This is a genomic window from Streptococcus cristatus (assembly GCF_003944225.1).
In the GTDB taxonomy this organism is placed as follows: domain Bacteria; phylum Bacillota; class Bacilli; order Lactobacillales; family Streptococcaceae; genus Streptococcus; species Streptococcus cristatus_K.
The window spans coordinates 44,710-70,663 of sequence record NZ_RJPN01000011.1 but is presented as its reverse complement, the minus strand read 5'-3'; the positions used below and the strand labels follow the sequence as shown (position 1 = coordinate 70,663).

The following is a 25,954-nucleotide window of genomic DNA, read 5'->3' as shown; positions in this document are numbered from 1 at the left end:
ATTTTAAATTATTCAAATGATGGACGTATTTTGAAATCTATTAATTCTCTTGTAAATAGAATAAATAAAATACGGAATAAATTTTGTAAATATGCATGCTTATTTCTTTTTGTTCTTCTATTAGTTGTTTTATCTTTAGTTGCTCTTTTTCTACTCTTTCTCTTGATAAGTATACATGCGCTTTACTTTATATTTATACTCTTTATCTGTTTTTCTATTTCATCATGGATGTTAAAGAATATACATGGGCTTTAACACTTATCTTAAATGAAAATCCCCTCTCATTTGAACTGTCCCTCAAAAGTTAGACAGAAACAATCTAATTTTTGGGGTACAGTTTAGTTTGCTGAGGAATGATATTTAAGAGATTTGAGAGAGAAATTGAATCTTTAGAAAGCATCTTACTACATAATAAATTCTGTCAGTTCGAACCGACCTGATAACTACAACATAATAGCTTTCTTCATACATGTTGTGGGAATTGAGTTGGGATTTGAACAGACCAACGAGTTCAGAGTGCGTACATAAATGAATCTGATGTTCTAGTATCTAACTTGTCCCATATAAATCTTTTGCAACTTTATGGCTTAAAGGCTCTAGGGTTTCTGTGATGGATAAAACCATTATAGAAATTCTAGAGCCTATTTTTTCTCCTCCCAACTCCACACTTGTGTTATAATATTGTCAGTAAAAGAGAAAGTAGGAGCGTGTATGAAAACTCCATTTATCAGTCGTGAGCGTTTGGCGGAGCTGACCGCTCAGTTTCCAACGCCTTTTCATTTGTATGATGAGAAGGGGATTCGAGCGAGAGCGCGGGCTTTGCATGAGGCTTTTGCTTGGAATGCTGGTTTTAAGGAATATTTTGCCGTCAAGGCGACACCAAATCCTGCTATTTTAAAAATCCTCAAGGAGGAAGGCTGCGGGGTGGACTGTGCTAGCTATGTGGAGCTGCTCATGAGCCAAAAGCTGGGCTTTGCTGGGGATGAGATCATGTTTTCGTCCAATAATACGCCAGCTGAGGAATTTCGCCTTGCGCGGGAGCTGGGCGCGACCATTAATCTAGATGCCTATGAGGATGTGGCTTTCTTGAAGGAAGTGGCTGGGATTCCCAAGGTGATCTCTTGCCGCTATAATCCCGGTGGTGTCTTTGAGCTGGGCACCAGTATCATGGATCATCCAGAGGAAGCCAAGTTTGGTATGACCAAGGCGCAGCTGATTCAGGCCTTCAAAGACCTCAAGGAGCTGGGAGCTGAGAAATTTGGCATCCATGCCCTCTTGGCCTCCAATACTGTCAGCAATGACTACTATCCAGCACTGGCTCGACAGCTGTTTGAGTTGGCTGTAGAAGTCGTGGCTGAGACAGGAGTCGAGCTAGACTTTATCAATCTGTCTGGCGGTGTCGGGGTTAACTATCAGCCTGATGGCGAGGAAAATGATATTGCGGTTATCGGTCAGGGAGTTCGTCAGGCCTATGAGGACATCCTGACACCAGCTGGTCTGGGGCAGGTCAAGATTTTTACCGAACTGGGCCGTTTTATGCTGGCGCCTTTCGGTCTCTTGGTTACTAAAGTAACTCATAAGAAGCAGACCTATCGGACCTATCTGGGAGTGGATGCTTCTGCGGTTAATCTCCTGCGTCCCGCTATGTACGGAGCTTATCACCATATTACCAATATGGATCGTCCAGAAGGACCGACGGAGATTGTCGATGTGGTCGGCAGCCTCTGTGAAAACAACGATAAATTTGCCATCCAGCGGGAGCTGCCTGTCAGTCAGATTGGCGATACGTTGGTCATCCACGATACTGGTGCCCACGGCTTCTCTATGGGCTACCAATACAATGCCAAATTACGCTCTAGCGAGATTCTCCTAGAGGAAACTGGGCAGGCTCGTATGATTCGTCGGGCAGAAAGGCCAGAAGATTATTTCGCGACTCTCTATGGCTTTGATTTTGAAAAATAGAGATAATTTGGTATAATAAAGAGTAATGTAAAAAATGAAACAGGAGTTCGGATTATTATGAATACATTGTTAGCAATTTTATTGATTATGCTGGCTTTCTTTGGTGGGATTTTGCTGGGTATGTACTTGCTTCGCCGTCAGGTCGAAAAGGAATTTGCGGAAAATCCACGTCTCAATGTAGAAGCGGTGCGGATGTTGCTCAGTGCCAATGGTCAAAAACCAAGTGAAGCACGCGTTCAACAAGTTTACCGTCAAATCATCAACCAACAAAAAGCAGCAGTTGCTAAAAATAAAAACAAAAAATAAGCTTCTCTCAGACGCCCTTTGGTGGCAGACGGAGATTTCTATATAAAAAATGGGGATTTGGGCTAGGCTTCCAATCCCTTGTTTTAGAAAGAAGACTGTATGGATAACCGACCGATTGGATTTTTAGACTCAGGGGTGGGTGGTCTGACTGTTGTCCGTGAATTGATGCGGCAACTCCCCCACGAGGAAGTGGTTTATATAGGTGATTCGGCTCGGGCTCCATATGGTCCTAGGCCGGCGGAGCAGATTCGGGACTATACTTGGCAGTTGGTCAATTTTCTCTTGACCAAGGATGTTAAGATGATTGTCATTGCCTGCAATACTGCCACAGCTGTTGTCTGGGAGGAAGTCAAGGCTAAGTTGGACATTCCTGTCCTCGGTGTGATTTTGCCTGGAGCCAGCGCTGCTATCAAGTCTACGACTGGTGGCAAGATAGGGGTTATCGGGACTCCTATGACGGTTCAGTCCGACATCTACCGAAAAAAGATTGAGGCATTATCCCCTGAGATGGAGGTGCAAAGCTTGGCTTGTCCTAAGTTTGTCCCGCTGGTGGAATCAAATGAGCTCCAATCTAGCTTGACTAAAAAGGTGGTCTATGAGACACTTCATCCTCTGGCGGGCAAGGTGGATACCCTTGTCTTGGGCTGTACTCATTATCCTTTGTTGCGGCCGATTATTCAAAATATGATGGGGCCGAGCGTCAAGCTGATTGATAGCGGAGCTGAATGTGTACGGGATATTTCTGTCCTGCTCAATTATTTTGAAATCAATCGTAGCCGCGACAAGCACGAACTGAATCATCGTTTTTATACTACAGCCAATGCTAAGAGATTTGCGGAAATCGCAGAAAACTGGCTGAATCTGAAAGTCAATGTGGAGCATGTGACCTTATGACAAAAAACATTTATGAATACAAAGATGCCTCTGACTGGTATGTAGCTGAATGGGGACAGAGTGCCTCTTATAGTGAATTTGAGCGAGTGCCAGCTGAAGCTTCTGATATTTTAGACCGCTTAGAGAGTGTCTTTTCGGAAGAAGAGCTAGGCCTGCCCTTGAATATCACGGTCATTCGCTATGGCTCAGCCTTTCGCTTTTTGACCTTCTTGCTGGATATTTTAAATCAGGAAACGGGTCGAAGCTTGGAATTGTTACAGCGACAGGGAGCCCTTCTCTTGGTTGAAGGAGGAAAACTCCTCTATGTCCATCTGCCGCAAACTGGTGTGGATTTACAAGCCTTTCTGGGAGCAAAAGATGTCAAGGATACCCTCTTGATTGCGACTCGAAATGAAGGCAAGACAGCAGAGTTTCGCAAGCTTTTTGGGAAGTTGGGCTACGAGGTGGAAAATCTGAATGACTATCCTGATTTGCCAGAAGTGGCTGAAACGGGCATGACCTTTGAAGAAAATGCCCGCCTCAAGGCTGAAACGATCAGTCAGTTGACTGGCAAAATGGTTTTGGCAGATGATTCAGGATTGCAAGTGGATGTCTTGGGCGGCTTGCCAGGTGTCTGGTCGGCTCGTTTTGCTGGCGTTGGTGCGACAGATGACGAAAACAATATCAAGCTCTTGCATGAGCTGGCCATGGTTTTTGATATTAAAGACCGCTCTGCTCATTTCCACACGACTCTGGTGGTCGCAAGCCCAGATAAGGAATCCTTGGTGGTCGAAGCGGATTGGCCGGGCTACATTGCCCATGAGCCAAAAGGTGAAAATGGCTTTGGCTATGATCCCTTGTTCTTGGTCGGAGAGACAGGAAAAACATCAGCTGAGCTGACAATCGAAGAGAAAAATGCCCAGTCCCATCGTGCACAAGCAGTGCAAAAATTAATGGAGGTATTTCCAGCATGGCAAAGCAAACAATCATCGTAATGAGCGATTCCCATGGGGACCGTGCCATTGTCGAAGAAATGAAAGAACAGTATCTAGGAAAAGTCGATGCTATTTTCCATGATGGAGACTCAGAGTTACCTTTTGAGGATGAAGTCTGGGAAGGGATTCATGTCGTGGCGGGCAATATGGACTTTTATCCTGGCTATCCAGAGCGGCTGGTGACAGATTTGGATGGGACTATTATTGCCCAGACCCATGGGCACCTTTTCAATATCAACTTTAGCTTCCAAAAGCTGGATCTCTGGGCTCAGGAAGTAGGGGCAGATATTTGTCTCTATGGCCATTTGCATGTTCCAGATGCTTGGATGCAAGGCAAGACTCTTTTCCTCAATCCGGGATCCATTAGCCAACCTCGTGGCTCAATCAACGAACGTCTCTACGCGAAGGTAGAGATTGATGAAGACCGCTTTAGAATTGATTTTTATACGCGAAATCATGAGCTCTATCCAAGCTTGTCCAAGGAGTTTGCCCGATGATTGCTAAGGAATTTGAAGATTATCTGCTGCAGCATGAAGACACTTTTTTGACACCGGGGGAGAATTTGGCAGTCATGATTGACACGCACAATGTGGATCATGCTATTCTCTTGCTTAGCCAGATGACCTATTCACGCATTCCAGTGGTGACTGCGGAGAAAAAGTTCGTTGGCACCATTTCTCTGACGGACATCATGGCCTATCGGATGCAGCATGAGCTGGCAGAAGAAGAGTTTATGTCTATGGACATTGTCCACATGACACGAAAGGATGGTCTGACGGTCGAGCCAGATTACAAGATTGCGGACGTTTTGCACAAGCTGGTGGATGAGTCTTTCCTGCCTGTTGTGGATAAAGAACAACATTTTTATGGTATCATTACTAGAAAGTCGATTTTAAAAGCTGTTAACTCGTTGATGCATACCTTCACGAGTCAGTATGAGATTTCCAAAAAATGAAAGAACATATCACTCCTTTTTTAGAACAAAAAAATATCTCAGAAAATTCAAAATTAGCCTATTCTTACGACCTGGAGCAATTTGTCAATGAAATCCATAGCAAGGTGACGGAAACCAATTTGCGGATTTATCAAGCCTCTATCAAGGATTTTAAGGCAGCTGTCCAGAAGCGGAAGCTCTCTGCGGTCAATCAATTTCTCTACTATCTTTACGAGAACAAGATGATTGGGGAATTTCACCGCTTGACCTTGCCAAAAGTTGCTATTTCCAAGGAACTGGGAAGCGAGCTGATGGACTTGTCAGCCTTTTGGGAAGCTTCTACGGTACCACAAGGCCGGCTGATAGCGCTCTTGATTTTGGAAATGGGTCTCTTGCCAAGTGAAATCCTGCAGGTCAAGGTTGAAGATGTCAATCTTGATTTTCAGGTTTTACGGATTGAGAAGGCTGGGCAGAAGCGGATTATTAAAATTCCTGAAAGTCTGACGAGCGAATTGGGCGATTATTTAACAGGGACTTATTTATTTGAAAAGAATGGCAAGTCCTATTCACGCCAATGGGGCTTTCGCCAGCTAGAAGCTTTCTTGATTGAGCAAGGGCAGGCTAGCTTGTCAGCCCAAAGCCTGCGGGAACAATTTATCCTGCGCCAGCGGGAAAAAGGTGTCGGTATCTACGACATTGCTCGTGATTTGGGCTTGAAGACAGTGATTACATTAGAAAAATACAGATAAGAATGGATATCAAGTTAAAAGATTTTGAGGGGCCGCTGGATCTGTTGCTTCACCTCGTATCCAAGTATCAGGTGGATATTTACGATGTGCCCATTACCGAGGTCATCGAGCAATATCTGGCTTATGTGTCCACTCTGCAGGCCATGAAGCTGGAAGTGACTGGTGAATACATGGTCATGGCCAGTCAGCTCATGCTAATCAAGAGCCGCAAGCTCTTGCCCAAGGTGGTAGATCAGGTGGATCTGGAAGATGATCTGGAGCAGGATTTGCTGAGTCAGATTGAGGAATATCGGAAGTTCAAGCTGCTAGGCCAGAAAATGTCCCTCCAGCATGAGGACCGTGCTCTTTACTACTCCAAGCCCAAGCTGGAATTGGTCTATGAAGACGCTGAGCTCCTGCATGACAAGACAGCTGTTGATCTCTTTTTGGCTTTTTCCAAGGTGATGACCAAGAAGCAGGAGGAGTTTTCCAAGAGTCATACGACCATTGTGCGAGATGAGTACAAGATCGAGGACATGATGGAAGTAGTGCGCCAGCGCTGTCGGGCTCATAAACGTCTGGCCCTGCAGGATATTTTTGCAGAAACCAAAGATATGAATGAAGTGATTACGCTCTTTTTAGCAACCTTGGAGTTAGTAAAGGTGCAGGAGGTGCAGGTCATTCAGGAGGAAAACTTTGGAAATATTTATTTAGTAGGAAGAAAGAATGAGTAAATTAGCAGAGATTGAAGCCCTGCTTTTTGTGGCGGGGGAAGACGGTCTGAAAGTTCATCAGCTATCAGAAATCCTCTCCTTGCCACCAACCGGCGTCATCCAGAGTTTGGAAAAATTGGCGGAGAACTATCAGGCGAATCCTGACTCCAGCTTGACCTTGCTGGAAACTTCAAAGACCTATAAGTTGGTCACCAAGCCTGAATTTGCTGAGATTTTACGGGAGTATTCGCGAGCGCCAATCAATCAGAGCTTATCCCGAGCTGCACTGGAAACCTTGTCGATCATTGCTTACAAGCAACCCATAACAAGGGTGGAGATTGATGATATTCGTGGGGTCAATTCCAGCGGGGCGATTTCGAAGTTACTAGCCTTTGAGCTGATTCGGGAAGATGGTAAGAAGGAAGTCATTGGCCGTCCCAATCTCTATGTGACGACGGATTATTTCTTGGACTACATGGGCATCAACCATTTGGACGAATTGCCGATTGTGGACGAAGCGGAGCTCATTGCTGAGGAAAGTCAGCTTTTCGGAGAGTGACAAGTTCATTCTATAAGGGACGTTTTCTGAACGCTTCCAAGTTTTGAGGGAGACCCTGCTTTCCCTATTTGCCATTTTTCCAGCTGTTAAAGTTGTGAAAATGGTCTCTGTATCTTGTGAAAGGACAATATCGATGAGAATCAATAAATACATTGCCCATGCGGGAATTGCCAGCCGGAGAAAGGCTGAGGAGTTGATCAAGCAGGGGCTGGTGACCGTAAATGGTCAGGTGGTGCGTGAGCTAGCGACCACCATTAAGTCTGGTGACCGAGTGGAAGTGGAAGGCCAGCCTATCTACAATGAAGAAAAGGTCTACTACTTGCTCAATAAACCGCGTGGTGTGATTTCCAGTGTGACAGACGACAAGGGGCGTAAGACAGTCGTTGATTTGCTGCCGCAGGTCAAGGAGCGGATTTATCCTGTTGGCCGACTGGACTGGGACACTTCTGGTGCCTTGATTTTGACCAATGATGGTGATTTCACGGATGAAATGATTCACCCGCGAAATGAAATTGATAAGGTCTATGTGGCGCGTGTCAAGGGTGTAGCCAATAAGGAAGTTCTGCGTCCGCTGACTCGCGGTCTGGTCATTGAGGGCAAGAAAACCAAGCCAGCAGTCTATGAGATTCTCAAGGTCGATCCAGTGAAGAATCGCTCAGTGGTTCAGTTGACCATCCACGAAGGACGTAATCATCAGGTTAAGAAGATGTTTGAAGCAGTGGGGTTGCCAGTGGACAAACTTTCACGGACTCAGTTTGGACATTTGGATTTAACTGGCCTCAAGCCAGGTGAAGCACGTCGATTGAGTAAAAAGGAAGTCAGCCAGTTGCATAATTTGGCTGTGACCAAAACTAAGAAAAAATGATTAAGAAAATATTGATAGCGCCGGTTCGATTTTACCAGCGCTTTATTTCCCCTGCCTTTCCGCCTTCCTGCCGCTTTCGGCCGACTTGTTCCAATTACATGATTGAAGCCATCGAAAAACACGGAGCCAAGGGGGTGTTGATGGGTCTGGCAAGAATTGGTCGCTGCCATCCTTGGTCTAAGGAAGGGGACGATCCAGTACCGGATCATTTTAGTCTTCGGCTAAATGACTCTAAAACAGACGTTGAACGGAAATAGCCTTGTTTCCGTTTTTTTTTGCTAGAGAATAAAGTCCAGCCTTAGCAATTACTATCAGCTTTTCAATATTTTTGTTATAATATTTTTTATGAGAGTTGTTTCGGGAAAGTATGGGGGCAGACCCCTCAAGACATTAGATGGCAAGACAACGCGACCTACGACAGATAAGGTCAAGGGCGCGATTTTTAACATGATTGGTCCTTATTTTGATGGCGGTCGGGTGCTGGATTTGTATGCAGGCAGTGGTAGTCTGGGGATTGAGGCGGTGTCTCGCGGCATGGAGTCGGCTGTTTTGGTTGAAAAAGATCGGCGGGCACAAGCTATCGTGGCAGAAAATATTGCTATGACTAAGGAAGCAGCGCGCTTTGAGCTGCTCAAGATGGAGTCGAGTCGGGCGCTAGAGCAGTTGACTGGTCAGTTTGATCTGGTTCTGCTGGATCCGCCCTATGCCAAGGAGCAGATTATTGCGGATATTGAGAAAATGGCGGAACGCAAGCTCTTGAGTGAGGATATTACGATTGTTTGTGAGACAGACAAGTCGGTTGATTTGCCAGAAGAAATCGCAGACTTGGGTATCTGGAAGCAAAAAATATATGGAATTTCAAAGGTGACGGTCTATGTCAGATAAAATCGGACTCTTTACAGGGTCATTTGATCCCATTACCAACGGACATGTGGATTTGATTGAGCGTGCCAGTCGGATGTTTGATCGCCTGTATGTGGGCATCTTATACAATCCTCACAAAGAAGGATTTTTTAACATCCATGCGAAAAAAAGAATGGTTCTAGCGGCTTTGGCGCATTTGGAAAATGTAGAAGTCATCACTTCCCATGATGAATTGGCGGTCGATGTGGCAAAAAGACTGGGTGTGACTGCCCTTGTCCGCGGCTTACGCAACGGTCAGGACTTGGACTATGAAGCTAGCCTGCATTTTTTCAATAAGGACTTAGCACCTGACTTGGAGACCGTTTTTTTGCTGAGTCAGCCGGCCTATCGATACATCAGTTCTTCAGCGATGCGGGAATTGATTGCTTTTCAGCAGGAACTTTCTGCCTATGTACCAGTGAGTGTGATTGAGGAGTTAGAGAAAAAAGATGAATAATGACATGACAAATCCGAAAACGATGACGAAGGAAAATAAACGTGGTTTAACAGTAGTTGGTTGTGCTGGAGTGGCCTCTATTATTGTGGTCGTGCTCTTCCTTTTCTCTTTCATTGTTCCCCTGCCTTACTACATTGAGGTGCCTGGGGGAGCAGAAGACATTCGGAAGGTTCTGACTGTGGACGGAAAAGAGGATCAAGCACCGGGTTCCTACAATTTTGTGACTGTTGGGATCCAGCATGCGACCTTTGCTCATCTGGTCTACGCTTGGTTGACGCCTTTCACCGATATTTATTCGGCTCAGGATATGACGGGTGGCTCGAGTGATGCTGAGTATATGCGCATTAACCAATTTTATATGGAAACGTCGCAGAATATGGCCAAATACCAAGGTCTCAAGGCTGCGGGAAAAGACATCAAGATGAACTATCTGGGTGTGTATGTTCTAAAAGTAGCTCCGAATTCGACCTTTAAAGGGATTTTGAATATTGCGGATACGGTGACGGGAGTCAATGACAAGACCTTTGAAAGCTCGGAAGACTTGGTCAAATATGTGAATTCTCAGGCCTTGGGCGATAGTGTCAAGGTGACCTATGAGGAAGATGGAGAAACTAAGACAGCGACGGGGAAAATCATCAAGCTGGAAAATGGCAAAAATGGAATTGGTATTAGTTTGATTGACCGTACGGAGGTCAACAGTAGTGTTCCGATTGAATTTTCGACTGAAGGTATCGGTGGTCCCAGTGCTGGCCTCATGTTTAGCCTAGCCATTTACACTCAGCTGGCTAATCCAGACCTGCGAGATGGCCGCGTGATTGCGGGAACGGGCAGCATTGACAGAGAAGGCAAGGTTGGAGATATTGGTGGGATTGACAAAAAAGTTGTCTCTGCTGCCAAGATTGGAGCGACAATCTTCTTTGCTCCGGATAATCCTGTCAGCGAGGAAGAAAAAAAGGCTAATCCTAAAGCCAAGACTAACTATGAAACGGCGCTTGAAGCAGCCAAGGAAATCAAAACGGATATGAAAATCGTGCCGGTCAAAACCCTTCAGGATGCGATTGATTATTTAGAAAAAACCAAAAAATCTTAGTTTCGGCTAAGATTTTTGTCTTTTAGAGACGACCGAAGAATGTTTTTTATTAAATCGTCTGACTTTTTACAGAAAGATCTTTTTCTTCTGAAAAAATATAAATTCCCCTTGTTTTGTGATAAAATAATATGAAGTAAGATAGATGAATGACAAAGGATAGGTATGCGTAAAGAGATTTCACCTGAGTTGTATAATTACAATAAATTCCCTGGCCCAGAATTTAAGCAAATGGGCAGCAAGATAATTGCAGAAAAATTTGAGTTTGAATTGGTGGAGAATTATAAAGAGGCCTTTGACTTGACGGCCTTTCACCAACGCTTTTCAGAAATTCTGAATAAGTTTGACTATATTGTTGGCGACTGGGGCAATGAACAGTTGCGGTTGCGCGGTTTTTATCGGGATGAGAAAGCCAAGGAAAATGCAGAGAAAATCAGCCGTTTACAAGACTATCTGCTAGAGTATTGTAATTACGGCTGTGCCTATTTTGTTTTAGAAAATGCTCAGCCAAGACGGGCTGCCTTTGACAAAAAATCCCATCATAAGAGAAAATCGGACAGCAAAAAACATCCAGAAATTTCTAGGGAACGTGGCTCTAAAAGAATGAAGGATGATCAGCAAAAACATCGTTCAAAGGTAAACAAGAACAAACAACAGAAACAAGGCAAACAGGCAAAGCAAGCAGCATCTAGTCAATCGCAGCGCCATTTTGTCATTCGCCAGAAATAAAGGAGAAACATGAAACCATCGATTTATAGCTTAACGCGAGAAGAAATGATTGAATGGGCGGAAGCTCAGGGAGAAAAGAAATTCCGTGCTGCCCAGATTTGGGAGTGGCTCTATCGCAAGCGTGTCCAGTCGTTTGAGGAAATGACCAATCTATCCAAGGATTTGATTGCCAAGCTCAATGATCAGTTTGTTGTCAATCCGCTTAAACAACGTATTGTTCAGGAGTCGGCTGACGGTACGGTCAAGTATCTCTTTGAGCTGCCGGATGGTATGCTGATTGAGACGGTACTTATGCGCCAGCATTATGGACTTTCTGTCTGTGTGACCACCCAAGTTGGCTGTAATATCGGCTGTACCTTCTGTGCCTCTGGCTTGATTAAAAAGCAACGCGACCTTAATAATGGTGAGATTGTTGCGCAGATTATGCTGGTGCAAAAGTATTTTGACGAGCGTGGTCAGGACGAGCGGGTCAGCCACATCGTCGTTATGGGGATTGGCGAGCCTTTCGATAACTATAAGAATGTCCTGAAGTTTGTCCGGACGGTCAATGATGATAAGGGTCTGGCCATCGGTGCCCGCCATATCACGGTTTCGACTTCAGGGCTGGCTCATAAGATCCGTGACTTTGCCAATGAAGGCGTGCAGGTCAATCTGGCTGTTTCACTGCACGCACCCAACAATGAACTGCGTTCTAGTATCATGAAAATCAACCGAGCCTTTCCGATTGAGAAGCTCTTTGCAGCCATTGAATATTATATCGAGACCACTAACCGTCGGGTAACTTTTGAGTACATCATGCTCAATGAAGTCAATGATGGCGTAGAGCAGGCCAAGGAACTGGCAGAATTGCTGAAAAATATCAAGAAACTGTCCTATGTCAATCTTATTCCTTACAACCCAGTTAGCGAGCACGACCAATACAGCCGCAGTCCCAAAGAGCGTGTGATGGCCTTCTATGACACCCTCAAGAAAAACGGAGTTAACTGTGTGGTTCGTCAGGAACATGGTACAGATATTGATGCAGCCTGCGGCCAGTTGCGTTCCAATACTATGAAGCGAGATCGTGAGAAAGCATTGGTAGAAAATGTTCAGCCTTAAGAATTATTTGACTTCAGATGGTGAGCTGACTGCTAAGGGACGGAGATTGCTGATAGGAGGAAGTTGGCTCTATTTCTTTATGCTTTGCATTCTGTGCTTTATTCCTCAGGTTCCAGAGCCGGGAATGGAAACGCCAGGAATCCAGTATTTTGGTCGAGTAGTGGTTCTCTTGGTTCCTTTTAATTCCTTTGTTAATATTGGCGAAATTACGTCTTGGATCCAACTGGTCAAGGTTTTTGTCCAAAATTTGGCTAATATCTTTTTGCTGTCGCCATTGGTTTTTCAATTGCTTTGGCTCTTTCCAAAGCTGCGGAGTACCAAGAAAGTTGTCTGGCTGAGCTTTGGGATGAGTCTGTCTATCGAAGTGACTCAGGTTCTGCTGGATCTTCTTATCAATGCTAATCGAGTTTTTGAGATTGATGATCTCTGGACCAATACTTTGGGCGGTTATCTGGCTTGGCGGGCATTTCAGCTTGGTCAGAAAATCTGGAAAAATCGCCAAGGCGACGCTTTCAAAAGAGACTAGCAAGATAAAGGTTCGGATTTAGGATAAAAAATTAAATTTTTTCTTGACAAGAAAAAGGGAAAGGCCTATAATAAAATAAATCATCAGAAAAGTAATAATTTTTTCTACTTTCAGGGAGTCTGTGGTTGGTGGAAACAGGCAGTGGAAGGTTATGAAGTGGGCTGATGGAAAAAATGAATTTGAAACAATAAAAATTCGGTGAGCACACCTTACAGTGCAGCTTGTTGTTAGACAAGACAGAGATATGGAGGTAGTCTATACTTTTCCCCATAATTGAGGTGGCACCGCGATTTTACGCCCTCACACAGAGTTTTTCTGTGTGTGGGTTTTTGTTTTGCTTGAAAATAAAGAAAAGAGGAAATCAAGATGACAGAAACTAAAGGATATTTTGGACAATTCGGCGGCTCCTTTGTACCAGAGCCTATCCAGGCCTTGCTGGATGAATTGGAAGCGACTTTTGAGAAGTACAAGGATGACCCTGAATTTTTAAATGAATACCGACATTATTTGGCGGACTATTCAGGTCGGGAAACCCCGCTATACTTTGCAGAAAGTCTGACCCAGCATCTGGGTGGAGCTAAGATTTATCTGAAGCGGGAAGATCTCAATCATCTGGGCTCCCATAAGCTTAATAATGTTTTAGGACAGATTATTCTAGCTAAGCGCATGGGCAAGACCCGAGTCATTGCTGAAACTGGAGCTGGCCAGCATGGTGTGGCAACTGCGGCAGCCGCAGCTAAGTTTGGTATGAAGTGCGATGTTTACATGGGTGCAGAGGATGTAGAGCGCCAGCGCCTTAATGTCTTCCGCATGGAAATGATGGGAGCGACTGTTCACGCGGTAGAAACAGGCACCAAAACCCTCAAGGATGCCGTTGATGCAGCCTTTGGAGCTTGGATGAGTGATTTGGAAGCCTTCTATGTTTTGGGTTCTGCTGTCGGTCCTCACCCTTATCCGACCATTGTCCATGAGTTCCAAAAGGTGATTAGCGAAGAATCTCGACGTCAGATTTTGGACAAGGAAGGCCGCTTGCCAGACTATGTTATTGCCTGCGTAGGCGGTGGCTCCAATGCTATCGGCGCTTTCTCTCAGTATGTGGCGGATGAAGAAGTCAAGCTGGTTGGTGTTGAAGCGGCTGGACGGGGTCTTGATACAGACCAGCATGCGGCGACTATGACCAAGGGAAGTGTCGGAGTAGTGGATGGTATGAAGACTTACGCTGTCTTTGCTGAAGATGGTCAGGTGGCGCCGGTTTACTCCATTTCAGCAGGCTTGGACTATCCGGGAGTTGGTCCCGAACATGCTTTCTTTAAAGATTCTGGTCGAGTAGAGTACGTAGCAGCGACAGATGATGAAGCTGTGGATGCCTTGCTTCTCTTGACACAAAAGGAAGGGATTTTGCCAGCGATTGAAAGCTCTCACGCTATTGCTGAAGCGATTAAGCGAGCTCCGCAATTGTCATCCGACCAAATCATCATTATCAATGTATCTGGTCGTGGAGATAAGGATGTGGCAGCCATTGCCGACTATCTAGAAAAACGAAAATAAAATACCCAGCAGAAGAGTAGTAACATTCCTCCTTTCAGAGAGTCTGTGGTGCTGTAAACAGGCAGGAGAAGTTATGAAATGGGCTGTTGGAGTCAACATTTAGTCCTTTAGTTGAACTTTTATTACTTTGTTAGCCTACTTTGCTATGACTCGGTGTGCTGCCTTGTTCTAAAAGGGATCTAAATGACTGCAAATAGGTAAATGAGATGTGGAGCCTGAAAACTCCATAACTGAGGTGGCACCGCGATGAAACGCCCTCACAGGATGAACTGTGCGGGCGTTTTTCTGTAGTTTTAGAGCAAGTTATGACAGTGGACAGGTGCTACCTGTTCTTGTGAAAAGCAGTCATGGCTAGCGAATTGCTCCTACCTAAACGCTTCTGATTGAATAGAAAGAAAGATTATGCAAAAGATTTTACCAGCTGATATTTTATCTCCGATCCTAGCTTATATGCGGATTCAGGGCGACCACAAGGTGATTTTGGAAAGTATTCCGAGAGATAGCGAGACAGCTCGCTTTTCTATCCTAGCTTATAATCCAGTTTTTGAAGTCCGCTATGAAAATGGCCAGTTAACAAAGAATGGGCAAGTAATCGAGGCAGATCCCTTGGACTATCTGCATGAGTTGGCCGTAAAAAAAGTCCATCATTCAGACCTGCCTTTTGGCGGTGGAGCCATTGGCTTTGTCGGTTACGATATGATTTCCCTCTATGAAGAGATTGGCCAGATTCCAGCTGATGTGATTGGAACGCCAGACATGCACTTTTTTGTCTATGAGAGTTACATGGTTTTTGACCATAAAAAAGACAAGGTCTATATCGTCGAAGATGCACTCTACAGCGACCGAAGCGAAGCAGAATTGGGTGCTAGTCTGGAGCATATCATGACTGAGCTGGCGCAGCCAGCGGCAGATGAATTTTCACCGCTGGAACTGTCCAGTTTGAATTTCCAGAACCACATCGAGCAGACCGCTTTTGAAAAAATGGTGGAAGAAGCGCGTAACTTGATTCGGCAGGGCGATATGTTCCAATGTGTGCTCAGTCAACGCTTTTCAGCGGAGTATTCTGGTAGGCCGCTGGATTACTATCGCAATCTGCGTGTGACTAACCCTTCCAACTATCTCTACTTTTATGATTTCGGAGATTATCAGATTATCGGAGCCAGCCCGGAAAGTCTGGTGTCTGTCAAGCAGGGGCAGGTTACGACCAATCCTATTGCTGGGACCAGACCGCGCGGGAAGGATGAAAGAGAAGATAAAGCCTTGGCAGAGGAGTTACTGGCTGACGAGAAGGAAGTGGCGGAACACCGCATGTTAGTTGATTTGGGGCGTAATGATATCGGTAAAATTGCTCAAAATAACAGCGTGGAAGTCACTAAGTACATGGAAGTGGAGTATTTCCGCTATGTCATGCACCTGACCAGTGTAGTTCGTGGTCAGCTTCTGCCCCAACTGACAGCTATGGATGCGCTCAAGTCAACCTTGCCGGCTGGTACCGTCTCGGGCGCGCCTAAGATTCGAGCTATGAAACGCATTTATGAGCTGGAGCAGGAAAAACGTGGCGTTTATGCGGGGGCTATCGGCTATCTGTCTGTGACAGGGGATATGGATTTTGCCATTGCTATCCGGACCATGATTTTGAAAAATGGCAGAGCTTACGTTCAAGCTGGAGCTGGTATTGTTTATGACTCGATCCCTGCTAATGAATACCAAGAAACCATCAACAAGGCCAAATCAATGACCAAGATAGGAGAGATGCAATGATTTTATTGATTGATAATTATGATTCTTTTACTTACAATCTAGCCCAATATATCGGCAATTTCGCAGAAGTTAAGGTCTTGCGTAATGATGATGCAGGCCTTTATCAAGCGGCAGAAGAAGCGGATGCCTTGGTGCTGTCTCCAGGTCCAGGCTGGCCAGCAGATGCAGGGCGGATGGAAGAACTTATCCGCGATTTTGCTGGTAAAAAGCCGATTTTGGGGATTTGCTTGGGGCACCAAGCCATTGCAGAAATATTTGGCGGAAAGCTAGGCTTGGCTCCCAAAGTCATGCACGGCAAGCAGAGTATTCTGCGTTTTGAAAGAAAATCTCCTATTTATCAAGGGATAGAGGATGAGCAGCCAGTTATGCGTTATCATTCGATTTTGATTGAGGAGATGCCAGAGGACTTTGAAGTGACAGCTCGGGCAATTGATGACAACTCTATCATGGCTATCCAGCATAAGCACCTGCCCATTTATGGTTTTCAGTATCATCCAGAAAGTATTGGGACGCCGGATGGCTTGTCGTCCATCAAAAATTTCATCGACTTAGTCAAATAGGGGAAGAATTATGAAAGAAATTATTGCAAAACTAGCAGATTTTAAGGATTTAAGCAGCTCCGAAGTGTCAGATGTGCTAGAGCGCATCGTTACTAGAAGAGTAACAGAAACACAAATTGCAGCCTTTTTGCTGGCTCTCAAGATGAAAGGGGAAACGGTAGAGGAACGGACAGCTTTGGCCCAAGCCATGCGAGGTCATACTCCGCAGATTCCTACTACAATCCGCACAGCCATGGACAATTGTGGAACTGGTGGTGACAGATCATTTAGTTTCAATGTTTCGACCACAGCGGCCTTCGTATTAGCAGGTGGTGGGATCAAGATGGCTAAGCACGGCAATCGCTCCATTACCTCTAAATCAGGATCGGCTGATGTTTTAGAAGCTTTAGGGATTAACCTAAACATGGATACAGCCAGCTTGGGTAAGGTCTTTGATCAGACGGGTATAGTCTTTCTTTTTGCTAAGAACCTTCATCCAGCTATGAAATATATCATGCCAGCTCGTCTCAGTCTAGGTGTTCCCACTATCATGAACTTGACAGGGCCGCTCATCCATCCTATGGTTTTAGAAACCCAGCTTTTGGGCACCAGTCGGCCAGATATGCTGGAGAGCACGGCAGAAGTTTTGAAAAATATGGGCCGCAAGCGTGCAGTGGTCGTGTCGGGTCCAGATGGTCTGGACGAGGCCGGTCTTCATGGTCGTACCCAGTACGCTTTGCTAGCAGATGGGGAGATCAGCCTGCATAGCTTTCTACCGTCAGATATTGGCATGGAAGAAATTCCTCTTGAAGTGATTCGTGGAGGTAATGCCAAAGAAAATGCAGATATTCTGGTATCTGTCCTGCAAAATCAAGCCAGCCCTTATCTGGAAATGACAGTTCTGAACGCAGGTCTAGGCTTCTATGCTAATGGGAAATCAGACAGCATAGAAGAAGGAATAGCTTTGGCTCGCCAAGTGATTACCAGTGGAGCAGCCTATGAAAAACTCAAGCAACTACAGGAGTATCAGAAATGAGTAAAGAATTTCTCCCGACCATTCTAAAGCAAAAAGAGCAGGAAGTCGCAGCTATGTCCTATGAAGAGCTGCAACCCCTGCGCTCGACCTATTCCCTCTATGAGTATCTCAAAAGCCAGTCAAAAGAGCTGCAGCTGATTGCTGAGGTTAAAAAAGCCAGCCCCAGTCTGGGAGATATAAATCTTGCTGTGGATATTGTGGAGCAGGCTCGCACCTATGAACGATGCGGTGCAGCCATGATTTCGGTCCTGACAGATGAGATTTTCTTCAAAGGACATCTGGATTACCTGAGAGAGATTTCCAGTCAAGTGACCATTCCGACCCTCAATAAGGACTTTATCATTGATGAAAAACAGATTGTTCGCGCCCGCAATGCAGGAGCGACAGTCATTCTTCTGATTGTAGCTGCCTTGCCTGAAAAGCGGCTGCAAGAACTCTATGATTTTGCGACAGGTTTAGGCTTGGAAGTTTTGGTTGAAACCCATAATCTGGCGGAGCTGGAAATTGCTCATAGAATAGGAGCTCGGATTATCGGTGTTAATAATCGCAATCTAGTTACTTTTGAGACAGATATCAATACAAGTCTTCAGCTATCTGCCCATTTCAAAGATGACAGGGTTTACGTATCTGAGTCCGCTATTTTCAGCAAGGAAGATGCTGAGCTAGTAGCTCCTTATTTCCATGCGGTTTTAGTCGGAACTGCTTTGATGCAGGCTGAGGATGTGGCAGAAAAGATTAAGGAGCTGAAAATTGACAAAGGTTAAGATTTGCGGCTTATCAACGGCCAGCGCTGTGGAAACGGCATGCCAGGCTGGTGCAGATTACATTGGCTTTGTCTTTGCTGAAAGCCGTCGAAGGGTCAGTTTGGAGCAAGCTCAGAAGCTAGCTGCCTTGGTGCCAGCTACTGTTCGAAAGGTAGGAGTTTTTGTTTCTCCAAGCTTGGCAGAGCTGCAGGAAGCTATTTCAGTGGCAAATCTGGATTTGGTACAGATTCATGGCGATTTTGATGAAGAGCTTCTGACTCAGATTGGCCGGCCGGTTATTCGAGCTTATCAGGTCAAGGGAGTGTTAAAAGGAGTCAGCCAACAAGCGGACTACCTGCTCTTTGATGCCCCTCTTGCCGGTAGTGGTCAGACCTTTGACTGGCAAGCTTTTGACAAGAATCAAATCCACCAGCCCTTCTTTATCGCCGGTGGTTTGAATGCAGGAAATGTCCGAGAAGCGATTCAGCACTTTGCTCCTTACGCAGTTGATGTCTCCAGCGGGGTCGAGACTGACGGCCAGAAGGACTTAGAGAAGATAAAAGAATTTATAGAAAGAGTGAAAGATGGCATATAATCAACCCAATCAAGAAGGATTTTACGGTGAGTTTGGTGGACGCTTTGTTCCCGAAACGCTGATGACAGCAGTTTTGGAACTGGGCAAAGCCTACCGTGAGAGTAAAAAAGACCCAGCCTTTCAGGCTGAGCTGGATGAGTTGCTGAAGAAGTATGTAGGGCGGGAGAATCCTCTCTATTTTGCTAAAAATCTAACAGCTTATGCTGGCGGTGCTAAGATTTATCTAAAGCGGGAAGACCTCAACCATACCGGGGCCCATAAAATCAATAATGCCCTAGGCCAGGTTTTATTAGCCAAGCGAATGGGCAAGAAGAAAATCATTGCCGAGACTGGTGCGGGTCAGCATGGAGTAGCCACTGCCACAGCTGCAGCTCTTTTCAATATGGACTGTACTATCTATATGGGCGAAGAGGATGTCAAGCGCCAAGCCCTTAATGTCTTTCGGATGGAACTTCTTGGAGCCAAGGTGGAGTCTGTGACCGATGGCTCTCGAGTCCTCAAGGATGCAGTCAATGCTGCCTTGCGAGCTTGGGTGGCTCAGGTGGATGATACTCACTATATTATGGGCTCAGCCTTGGGACCCCATCCTTTCCCAGAGATTGTTCGCGACTATCAGAGCGTGATTGGGCGTGAGGCCAAGCGCCAGTTTGCTGAGCAAAATGCAGGTGCCTTACCAGATGCTTTAGTGGCCTGTGTTGGCGGTGGTTCCAATGCTATTGGGCTCTTTTATCCCTTTGTAGATGATAGTACAGTGGCTATGTATGGAACAGAAGCAGCTGGGCGGGGCGTGGATACAGATGAACACGCTGCGACCTTAACCAAGGGCCGGCCGGGTGTTTTGCACGGTGCCTTGATGGATGTCTTGCAGGATGAGCAAGGACAGATTCTGGAAGCTTTCTCTATCTCTGCCGGGCTGGACTATCCGGGCATCGGTCCTGAACATTCTCATTTTAATGCTATCCAGCGCGCCACTTATGTGCCAGTCACGGATGAAGAAGCCTTGGAAGCCTTTCAGCTCCTGTCTCGTATCGAAGGGATTATTCCTGCTCTAGAGTCTAGCCATGCTATTGCTTACGCAGTTAAGCTGGCTAAGGAGTTGGGACCAGATAAATCAATGATTGTCTGCCTATCCGGCCGTGGTGACAAGGATGTCGTTCAGGTAAAGGAACGCTTGGAAAGAGAAGCGGCTCAAAAAGGAGGTGCCCATGACTAAAACACTCACTCAGCATTTAGAAGCCATTAAAAAAGCAGGTAAGGGAATTTTCCTTCCATATATTATGGCTGGTGATCATGAGAAAGGTTTGGCAGGCTTACCAGAAACCATCTCATTTTTGGAAAACTTGGGCGTGTCAGCCATTGAAATCGGTCTGCCGTTTTCAGACCCTGTTGCAGACGGGCCAGTTATTGAAGAAGCCGGTCTGAGAAGTCTGGGTCACCATACTTCCGCCAAGTCTTTAGTGGCAAGCTTGCAGCAATTGGACACTCAGCTGCCTCTCATTATCATGACCTACTTCAATCCAATTTTTCAATATGGCCTCAAAGATTTCGTCAAGGACTTGGCTACGACGCCGGTTAAAGGATTGATTATTCCGGATCTGCCCTACGAGCATAGAGACTTTATCTTGCCTCTGCTGGAAGATTCGGATATTGCTCTAATTCCTTTAGTGAGCCTGACTACTGGACTAGAACGTCAGCAGGAGTTGATTAAGGATGCAGAAGGTTTTATTTACGCTGTAGCCATCAACGGTGTGACGGGTAAGAGCGGCAGTTATCGCAATGATTTGGACCAGCATTTGAGCAAACTCCATGATATTGCAGAGATTCCAGTACTGACGGGCTTTGGTGTTTCGACTTTAGAAGATGTTGAGCGCTTCAATCAGGTCTCAGATGGCGTCATTGTCGGATCTAAGATTGTCAAAGCTCTTCATGAAAAGGACGCCAGCATAGAATCCTTTATCCAAGAAGCAGCAGCTTATAAGAAATAAGAACCACCACACCAAACAAAAGACAGGGTGCAAATGCCAGCCTGTCTTTTTTCTTTTTAAAGCAGAAATAGGCGAGGCTAGAGAAACTAGCGATTTGGATAAGAACTAGAGCCTGACCCATGTTCTTGAATTTTAGCACCATAAAAAAGTAACTTTGGTATAATTCATTTTTAAAAAATGTTTGATTTTTGATGTTGATTGAATATTAGTTTGGGTATTGCTTATGAATGGTATCTATATAGCTGGTGAAATGTTTCAAGAAATGCTTAGGAGATATAACAGTGATGTATTTTCCAAAAGCAAGCAAGGTATTGTATCCCCAATCATTGTCGTTTAACGGATAAGTAATCTCGTAAATATCGCTATTAATAGGTTTTATGGCATTATAGCCTAAGAGTTCCACAAATCGATCAAGGACAATTTTCTGGACATGCAGGATGACAGGTACTTTGTTTTCATTCATCCATGTACCACCATCATAGGGAAGTGGTGTAAAATGTCTTTTTGAAAAAGTATCGGAGAGAGTAAGTTCACTAATTCTAGCAACTTTAAAAACAGAAAAACGCGCTTTATCAGTATCGTAGGCATCCATATACCAGCTCCGGTCCTTATAGACAATACGGTAAGGCTCACAATTTTTTTGACTCACCAGTCCTTGTGCATTAATATAGGAAAATTTTATTTTTACTCTACCTCTGATAGCTTCCAATAATTTAAAAATCAAAGTTCGTATTTCCAAGTTCCCTTGAGATAGAGACAAATCAATTTCGAAATCAGAGTATGCATTAATAGCATTTAATTTCAATATAGCATTGAAAGTAGAGGCATCTTCCAATACTTGATAGCGACTTTTCAAACCGGATTCGATTGAAAGTCGTTCGGATTGAGTCAGGGGAGGTTTATCAGTTTGAAAGTCTTCCATAAGAAAAATTCCTCCGTTTTTTCCTTTCGTTACATAGAGAGGAATGCCTGCAAGAGATAAATCATCAATATCTCTCATAATAGTTCGGGTGCTGACTTTAAAAAGTTTTGATAGTTCTTTAGCTGTTGTTTTTCGTTGATTTACTAAATGAGAAATTATTCCCATCTGACGGTCAATTTTCATGATTTTCTCCTTAAATATGACAGATAGGTGTCATATTATCTTTGTTATGATTATACCATAAAGAAAGGAGTTCATATGATGAAACATCAAACCAAACCATCGTTTACCCTGATTGGCAGGAGTATTTTGATAGAAGGAACTACGGTTCATGAACAGCACTATTCTAAAGAGAAGACAGCGTTCTATGCTCAGTTATTTAAAGAAGGAATGCTGGGGAAATTGATGCCCCATTCTCTAGACAAAAAAGGCTATGCTTTGATTGTTCCTCATAAAGATGGTATTCAATACTACGCAGGAGTTGCGGCAAAGAATGCTGTGGCAGGCTACGAAAGCATTCTTGTCCCAGAGAAAGATTATTTAGTAAGTTCAGCCAGTGGTGATAAATCAAGACTCCTGTTTGACCAATTGGAGGATAACTTTTTTGAGGAAGAAAGCAGTTCCCTTTACCAAGATGGAATTATCTTAGAAATACTTTTAAACGGGAATCCTATGGATGCAGAAGTTGAGCTTTGGGTTCCAGTTCAGTAAAAGAGTAGGAATTTATAAGAAATAAGAACCACCACACCAAACAAGAGACAGGGTACAAATGCTAGCCTGTCTTTTTTCTTTTTAAAGCAGAAACAGGCGAGACCGGAGAAGCTAGCGATTTGGATAAGAATGAGAATTTCTGTCAGGCTGAAAATGGCTGAGCAGGAAGCAAGAAAGAGAAAATCCCCAGCTCCAATGCGAAGATTAAAAAAGAAGGCTAGGAGTCCTAGGGCTAAAAAGAAGAGCATGAGCGGATTGATACCTGCTGTAGCCATCAGCAAGAACTGAAAAATTAGCCAGATTAGAAGAGGGTATTCTTGCTCACGCTGATCGTAGATGGCTAGGGTCAAGCCCATCGTTAGCAGTAAGAGCTGGGCTAGCGAAAGATAACCTAAACTCCAGCTTAGAAAAATCAAGCCCAGCACTAACTCAAAAGCAGCATACCAGACAGGAAGCTGGATCTTGCAGAAACGGCAGCGGAAGCTACTAAGAAGTTGAGAAAGGATGGGGATCAAATCCCTTGCTTTGAGTATCTGCTTGCAGTTGTCACAGTGGCTGCTTGGTGAGATGATGGATTGTTCTGGGAAGCGGTCAATAACTAAGCCTAGAAATGAGGCCAGAACCGTTCCGACTAGAAAAAAGTATAGATGAATCATACTTGTTTATTCGTGATTTTGAGTAGAAAAATCTGAAATTTTACAACTTTTCTAATAAAGTGAAATTTTGGGTTTTAATACTTGACTTTCTTAATTAGAAACATTATAATTAAAACGTAATCAATAAAGATTAGAATGATTACAAATAAAAAGAGAGGTATCATTATGACTCAAGTAAAACATGGCGCTGCAGCAGATGTAGCAACTTTCACTAACCAAAATTCTTTACCAAAAACAAAAGCAGTTCTTAACCAAGTGGTTTCAGATCTTTATACAGCTCGTATCGCTCTTCACCAAGTTCACTGGTATATGCGTGGTGCAGGCTTCATGGTATGGCATCCAAAAATGGATGAATACATGGATACAATTGATGAAACCTTGGATGAAGTCAGCGAACGCTTGATTACTCTAGGTGGCAAGCCTTATTCAACTCTGACAGAGTTTATTCAACACAGCAAAATTGAAGAAAAGGCTGGCGAATTCAGCAAGAATGTTGAAGAAAGCTTGGAGCGCGTGATTGAAATTTTCCGTTATCTGACAGATCTTTACCAAGAAGCACTGGATGTGACGGATGAAGAAGGCGACGATGTAACCAATGATATCTTCGTTGGAGCTAAGGCAGACCTTGAAAAGACGATCTGGATGTTGACAGCTGAGCTTGGCCAAGCACCAGGTTTGTAAAATGATGTTTAAAGAGGCTGGGACAAAAGTCCTAGCCTCTCAATTGTCTTTGGATTGTCGAGCAAGACGCAGTGGTTGAGTGGGCTCTACTACGCTGATTTCATCAGCTTTTACAGCCCTACTCAACTGTGCGGAGATGGGACGACGAAATCGAATTCTAACGAATTACCGATTTCTGTCCCACTCTCTGTTTTTTCTTAAGGATTGTTTAAGCTTCTTCCCTTATACTAAGATTATCAAATGAAGACCTCCTAACTTTGTTTGATAGAACTCCTAAACTTTTCTTTTTCATAATAATCTCCTGAAAAGGCAGCCTCTGTGGCTGTCTTTTCTGTTTTGTCATCTTGAAAACTTTGCTAAAATCTGATAAAATATAGCTCATGAAAACACTCTATGATGTGCAGCAATTTCTTAAAAATTTCGGGATCATTATCTATATGGGCAAGCGTCTTTATGATATTGAGATGATGAAAATTGAGCTGGAGCGGATTTACGATGCTGGCCTGATGGATAAGCTTGATTATCTAGAGGCTGAGGCTGTCCTGCGCAGAGAACATCAAGTAGAGTTGAAGTATTTAGAAGATAAAGGGAGAAACTAGAATGGGAATTTGGACTTTATGGGCAATTTTGCTGGGAATGTTAGCTTGGATGGGCTTCAATTATTTCCGTATTCGTCGTGCAGCTAAGGTGGTAGATAATAGTGAGTTTGAAGCTTTGATTCGTCAAGGACAATTGATTGACCTGCGTGATCCATCGGATTTCCATCGCAAGCATATCTTGGGGGCGCGCAATATTCCGTCTCAACAGCTCAAGTCTAGTATCAATGCACTTCGCAAAGACAAACCAGTTCTTCTTTATGAAAATAGCCGTGGGCAACGTGTGACCAATGCAGCAATCTACTTGAAGAAGCAAGGTTTTAATGATATTTATATCCTGTCTTACGGTCTTGATTCTTGGAGTGGCAAGGTTAAGACAAGTTGATTCTTTTTATAATTTAATTGGCCTTGTTTTAGATATTATCGGTCTGATTTTGGGCAATTCTCATCAAAAAGAAACTCAATAAATAGAAGGAATTCTTAATATCGTCGGTATTGTCATTTCTGTCATCAACTGGATTGCAGGAATTCTTCTGACTATGAATGGATTTATGTAGTAAATAATAAAAAGGCTTGAATAAGCCTTTTTGTTTTACCAAGTTTGTTCCAAATAGCCTTTGATAATCTCGAGTTCGGAAGGATTCAGCGGTCGATAACTGCCTTCTGTTATATTGGGATCTAGCTGGAAATCACCGAAATGAGTGCGTTTGAGATAGGTGACCTTGACACCAACTGCTAGAAACATTTTCTTGACCTGATGAAATTTCCCTTCAGAAATGGTAACTGAGGCGGTGGAGTGCTCGGGGCTAGTCGTGTGAATCTGAAGTTGAGCGGGCTTGCAACGAGTGCCATCCAGAAAAACAATTCCTTGCTGAAAAGCAACTATGGCTTCTTGGTCAAGAGGGCCGTTGACTTCGACATAGTAGGTCTTTGCGATATGGTATTGTGGATGGAGGAGCTGAAATCCCAGCGGTCCATTATCTGTAATCAGAAGTAGACCCCGTGTATCACGATCCAAACGGCCGATGGCGTAAAGCTGGTCGTTAAAATCTTCTGGGGCAATTAGATCTAGGACAGTCATCTTGTCTGCGTCAGAACTGGCAGTGACAGCACCAGCGGGCTTGTTCATCAGAAAATAATGGTGGGCTAGGTGGTTTAAAGCTTTACCAGCCAGGCTAATGGACTGGAGGCCACTATCGACATTTTGGCTGAGGGAGCGAGCTGCTTGGCCGTCAATTAAAATCTGTCTTAGTCGCAGTTTTTGTTTCATCTCTTTCCGGCTAATCTTAGCTAGGGCTAAGAATTTATCAAGGCGCATGAGTTTTCCTTTCAAAGGTTGGAATCGATTCTTTTTCTCCTTTTATCATACTCTTTCGGAAGTAAAATTGCAAAAATGGATAGAGTTTACGATTTACCTATGAAAACATTTACACTTGGTTAGCCCGT

32 protein-coding genes, 1 pseudogene and 1 other annotated feature are annotated in these 25,954 nt (G+C 44.3%); of the genes and pseudogenes, 30 read left to right on the top strand and 3 right to left on the bottom strand.

What is annotated here, in order from left to right; all coding sequences use genetic code 11:
* Positions 1-711: 711 nt before the first annotated feature.
* The 25 genes from D8797_RS09500 (at position 712) to trpA (ending at position 20,942) form a co-directional block, all read left to right on the top strand.
* On the top strand, positions 712-1,962 hold the full coding sequence (locus D8797_RS09500) for a diaminopimelate decarboxylase (protein WP_125380457.1): 1,251 nt from the start codon (positions 712-714) through the stop codon (positions 1,960-1,962).
* 57 nt (positions 1,963-2,019) lie between these two features.
* Positions 2,020-2,268 (top strand): YneF family protein, encoded by a 249-nt coding sequence (locus D8797_RS09495; protein WP_015605536.1) that lies wholly within the window; start codon positions 2,020-2,022, stop codon positions 2,266-2,268.
* 99 nt (positions 2,269-2,367) lie between these two features.
* On the top strand, positions 2,368-3,162 hold the full coding sequence (gene racE, locus D8797_RS09490; RefSeq protein WP_005590839.1) for a glutamate racemase: 795 nt from the start codon (positions 2,368-2,370) through the stop codon (positions 3,160-3,162).
* Positions 3,159-4,136 (top strand): nucleoside-triphosphate diphosphatase, encoded by a 978-nt coding sequence (locus D8797_RS09485; RefSeq protein WP_125380456.1) that lies wholly within the window; start codon positions 3,159-3,161, stop codon positions 4,134-4,136. The genes racE and D8797_RS09485 overlap by 4 nt, the downstream gene beginning before the upstream one ends.
* A complete protein-coding gene (locus D8797_RS09480) occupies positions 4,112-4,633 on the top strand; it encodes a metallophosphoesterase (protein ID WP_125380455.1) in 522 nt (173 codons plus the stop codon). The genes D8797_RS09485 and D8797_RS09480 overlap by 25 nt, the downstream gene beginning before the upstream one ends.
* Positions 4,630-5,091 carry a cyclic-di-AMP-binding protein CbpB gene (gene cbpB, locus D8797_RS09475; protein WP_005590833.1) on the top strand — a complete coding sequence of 154 codons (462 nt, stop codon included), beginning with the start codon at positions 4,630-4,632 and terminating at the stop codon, positions 5,089-5,091. The genes D8797_RS09480 and cbpB overlap by 4 nt, the downstream gene beginning before the upstream one ends.
* Positions 5,088-5,819 (top strand): site-specific tyrosine recombinase XerD, encoded by a 732-nt coding sequence (gene xerD / locus D8797_RS09470; RefSeq protein WP_125380454.1) that lies wholly within the window; start codon positions 5,088-5,090, stop codon positions 5,817-5,819. The genes cbpB and xerD overlap by 4 nt, the downstream gene beginning before the upstream one ends.
* A gap of 2 nt (positions 5,820-5,821) precedes the next feature.
* Entirely contained in the window at positions 5,822-6,532 is a 711-nt protein-coding gene (locus tag D8797_RS09465; RefSeq protein WP_125380453.1) for a segregation/condensation protein A, read from the top strand.
* Positions 6,525-7,070 (top strand): SMC-Scp complex subunit ScpB, encoded by a 546-nt coding sequence (gene scpB / locus D8797_RS09460; RefSeq protein ID WP_005590827.1) that lies wholly within the window; start codon positions 6,525-6,527, stop codon positions 7,068-7,070. The genes D8797_RS09465 and scpB overlap by 8 nt, the downstream gene beginning before the upstream one ends.
* A gap of 133 nt (positions 7,071-7,203) precedes the next feature.
* The gene (locus tag D8797_RS09455; protein ID WP_005592340.1) at positions 7,204-7,935 is read left to right on the top strand and encodes a pseudouridine synthase; all 732 of its coding nucleotides are present in this window, start codon (positions 7,204-7,206) and stop codon (positions 7,933-7,935) included.
* Positions 7,935-8,192 (top strand): membrane protein insertion efficiency factor YidD, encoded by a 258-nt coding sequence (yidD, locus tag D8797_RS09450; RefSeq protein WP_125380462.1) that lies wholly within the window; start codon positions 7,935-7,937, stop codon positions 8,190-8,192. Before D8797_RS09455 ends, yidD begins: the two co-directional genes overlap by 1 nt.
* 88 nt (positions 8,193-8,280) lie before the next feature.
* Positions 8,281-8,820 carry a 16S rRNA (guanine(966)-N(2))-methyltransferase RsmD gene (rsmD, locus tag D8797_RS09445; RefSeq protein WP_125380452.1) on the top strand — a complete coding sequence of 180 codons (540 nt, stop codon included), beginning with the start codon at positions 8,281-8,283 and terminating at the stop codon, positions 8,818-8,820.
* Positions 8,810-9,295: a pantetheine-phosphate adenylyltransferase gene (gene coaD / locus D8797_RS09440; protein ID WP_125380451.1), complete on the top strand. Its 486-nt coding sequence runs from the start codon at positions 8,810-8,812 to the stop codon at positions 9,293-9,295. The genes rsmD and coaD overlap by 11 nt, the downstream gene beginning before the upstream one ends.
* Entirely contained in the window at positions 9,288-10,385 is a 1,098-nt protein-coding gene (locus tag D8797_RS09435) for a SepM family pheromone-processing serine protease (protein ID WP_376739412.1), read from the top strand. Before coaD ends, D8797_RS09435 begins: the two co-directional genes overlap by 8 nt.
* A 162-nt stretch (positions 10,386-10,547) precedes the next feature.
* Positions 10,548-11,111, top strand: coding sequence for a YutD family protein (locus tag D8797_RS09430; RefSeq protein ID WP_125380450.1), 564 nt, complete (start codon positions 10,548-10,550; stop codon positions 11,109-11,111).
* Between the two features lie 9 nt (positions 11,112-11,120).
* A complete protein-coding gene (rlmN, locus tag D8797_RS09425; protein WP_125380449.1) occupies positions 11,121-12,209 on the top strand; it encodes a dual-specificity RNA methyltransferase RlmN in 1,089 nt (362 codons plus the stop codon).
* A complete protein-coding gene (locus D8797_RS09420; RefSeq protein ID WP_125380448.1) occupies positions 12,196-12,735 on the top strand; it encodes a VanZ family protein in 540 nt (179 codons plus the stop codon). Before rlmN ends, D8797_RS09420 begins: the two co-directional genes overlap by 14 nt.
* 74 nt (positions 12,736-12,809) lie before the next feature.
* Positions 12,810-13,040, top strand: a binding site (T-box leader).
* Between the two features lie 61 nt (positions 13,041-13,101).
* Positions 13,102-14,283 (top strand): tryptophan synthase subunit beta, encoded by a 1,182-nt coding sequence (trpB, locus tag D8797_RS09415; RefSeq protein ID WP_125380447.1) that lies wholly within the window; start codon positions 13,102-13,104, stop codon positions 14,281-14,283.
* A 402-nt stretch (positions 14,284-14,685) separates the two neighbouring features.
* Positions 14,686-16,044 carry an anthranilate synthase component I gene (trpE, locus tag D8797_RS09410; RefSeq protein WP_125380446.1) on the top strand — a complete coding sequence of 453 codons (1,359 nt, stop codon included), beginning with the start codon at positions 14,686-14,688 and terminating at the stop codon, positions 16,042-16,044.
* Positions 16,041-16,604, top strand: a complete 564-nt coding sequence (locus D8797_RS09405; RefSeq protein ID WP_125380445.1) for an aminodeoxychorismate/anthranilate synthase component II — start codon at positions 16,041-16,043, stop codon at positions 16,602-16,604. The genes trpE and D8797_RS09405 overlap by 4 nt, the downstream gene beginning before the upstream one ends.
* A gap of 10 nt (positions 16,605-16,614) precedes the next feature.
* A complete protein-coding gene (gene trpD, locus D8797_RS09400; protein WP_125380444.1) occupies positions 16,615-17,619 on the top strand; it encodes an anthranilate phosphoribosyltransferase in 1,005 nt (334 codons plus the stop codon).
* Positions 17,616-18,383, top strand: coding sequence for an indole-3-glycerol phosphate synthase TrpC (gene trpC / locus D8797_RS09395; RefSeq protein WP_125380443.1), 768 nt, complete (start codon positions 17,616-17,618; stop codon positions 18,381-18,383). The genes trpD and trpC overlap by 4 nt, the downstream gene beginning before the upstream one ends.
* Entirely contained in the window at positions 18,370-18,957 is a 588-nt protein-coding gene (locus D8797_RS09390; RefSeq protein WP_125380441.1) for a phosphoribosylanthranilate isomerase, read from the top strand. The genes trpC and D8797_RS09390 overlap by 14 nt, the downstream gene beginning before the upstream one ends.
* On the top strand, positions 18,947-20,170 hold the full coding sequence (gene trpB, locus D8797_RS09385) for a tryptophan synthase subunit beta (RefSeq protein WP_125380439.1): 1,224 nt from the start codon (positions 18,947-18,949) through the stop codon (positions 20,168-20,170). The genes D8797_RS09390 and trpB (D8797_RS09385) overlap by 11 nt, the downstream gene beginning before the upstream one ends.
* Positions 20,163-20,942: a tryptophan synthase subunit alpha gene (trpA, locus tag D8797_RS09380; RefSeq protein ID WP_125380437.1), complete on the top strand. Its 780-nt coding sequence runs from the start codon at positions 20,163-20,165 to the stop codon at positions 20,940-20,942. Before trpB (D8797_RS09385) ends, trpA begins: the two co-directional genes overlap by 8 nt.
* 205 nt (positions 20,943-21,147) lie before the next feature.
* On the opposite strand, the gene D8797_RS09375 is transcribed toward trpA, so the two are convergent.
* On the bottom strand, positions 21,148-22,047 hold the full coding sequence (locus D8797_RS09375) for a helix-turn-helix transcriptional regulator (RefSeq protein ID WP_125380435.1): 900 nt from the start codon (positions 22,045-22,047) through the stop codon (positions 21,148-21,150).
* A gap of 78 nt (positions 22,048-22,125) precedes the next feature.
* Here D8797_RS09375 and D8797_RS09370 point away from each other — a divergent pair, with 78 nt between their 5' ends.
* Entirely contained in the window at positions 22,126-22,575 is a 450-nt protein-coding gene (locus D8797_RS09370) for an effector binding domain-containing protein (protein ID WP_125380460.1), read from the top strand.
* Here D8797_RS09370 and D8797_RS09365 read toward each other — a convergent pair.
* Positions 22,569-23,231 carry a prepilin peptidase gene (locus tag D8797_RS09365; protein ID WP_125380432.1) on the bottom strand — a complete coding sequence of 221 codons (663 nt, stop codon included), beginning with the start codon at positions 23,229-23,231 and terminating at the stop codon, positions 22,569-22,571. The two genes, D8797_RS09370 and D8797_RS09365, sit on opposite strands and share 7 nt — an antisense overlap.
* A gap of 165 nt (positions 23,232-23,396) precedes the next feature.
* On the opposite strand from D8797_RS09365, the gene D8797_RS09360 reads away from it, so the two are divergent.
* The 4 genes and pseudogenes from D8797_RS09360 (at position 23,397) to D8797_RS10460 (ending at position 25,065) form a co-directional block, all read left to right on the top strand.
* Positions 23,397-23,912: a Dps family protein gene (locus D8797_RS09360; protein WP_125371394.1), complete on the top strand. Its 516-nt coding sequence runs from the start codon at positions 23,397-23,399 to the stop codon at positions 23,910-23,912.
* A gap of 380 nt (positions 23,913-24,292) precedes the next feature.
* Complete coding sequence (locus tag D8797_RS09350; protein ID WP_005590812.1) at positions 24,293-24,511, top strand: YqgQ family protein; 219 nt, start codon at positions 24,293-24,295, stop codon at positions 24,509-24,511.
* A 1-nt stretch (position 24,512) separates the two neighbouring features.
* Positions 24,513-24,893: a rhodanese-like domain-containing protein gene (locus D8797_RS09345; RefSeq protein ID WP_045499072.1), complete on the top strand. Its 381-nt coding sequence runs from the start codon at positions 24,513-24,515 to the stop codon at positions 24,891-24,893.
* Positions 24,832-25,065, top strand: a pseudogene (locus D8797_RS10460) (DUF4190 domain-containing protein). Before D8797_RS09345 ends, D8797_RS10460 begins: the two are co-directional and overlap by 62 nt.
* Positions 25,066-25,100: 35 nt before the next feature.
* On the opposite strand, the gene D8797_RS09335 reads toward D8797_RS10460, so the two are convergent.
* Entirely contained in the window at positions 25,101-25,826 is a 726-nt protein-coding gene (locus D8797_RS09335; RefSeq protein WP_125380430.1) for a 16S rRNA pseudouridine(516) synthase, read from the bottom strand.
* Between the last annotated feature and the right edge of the window lie 128 nt (positions 25,827-25,954).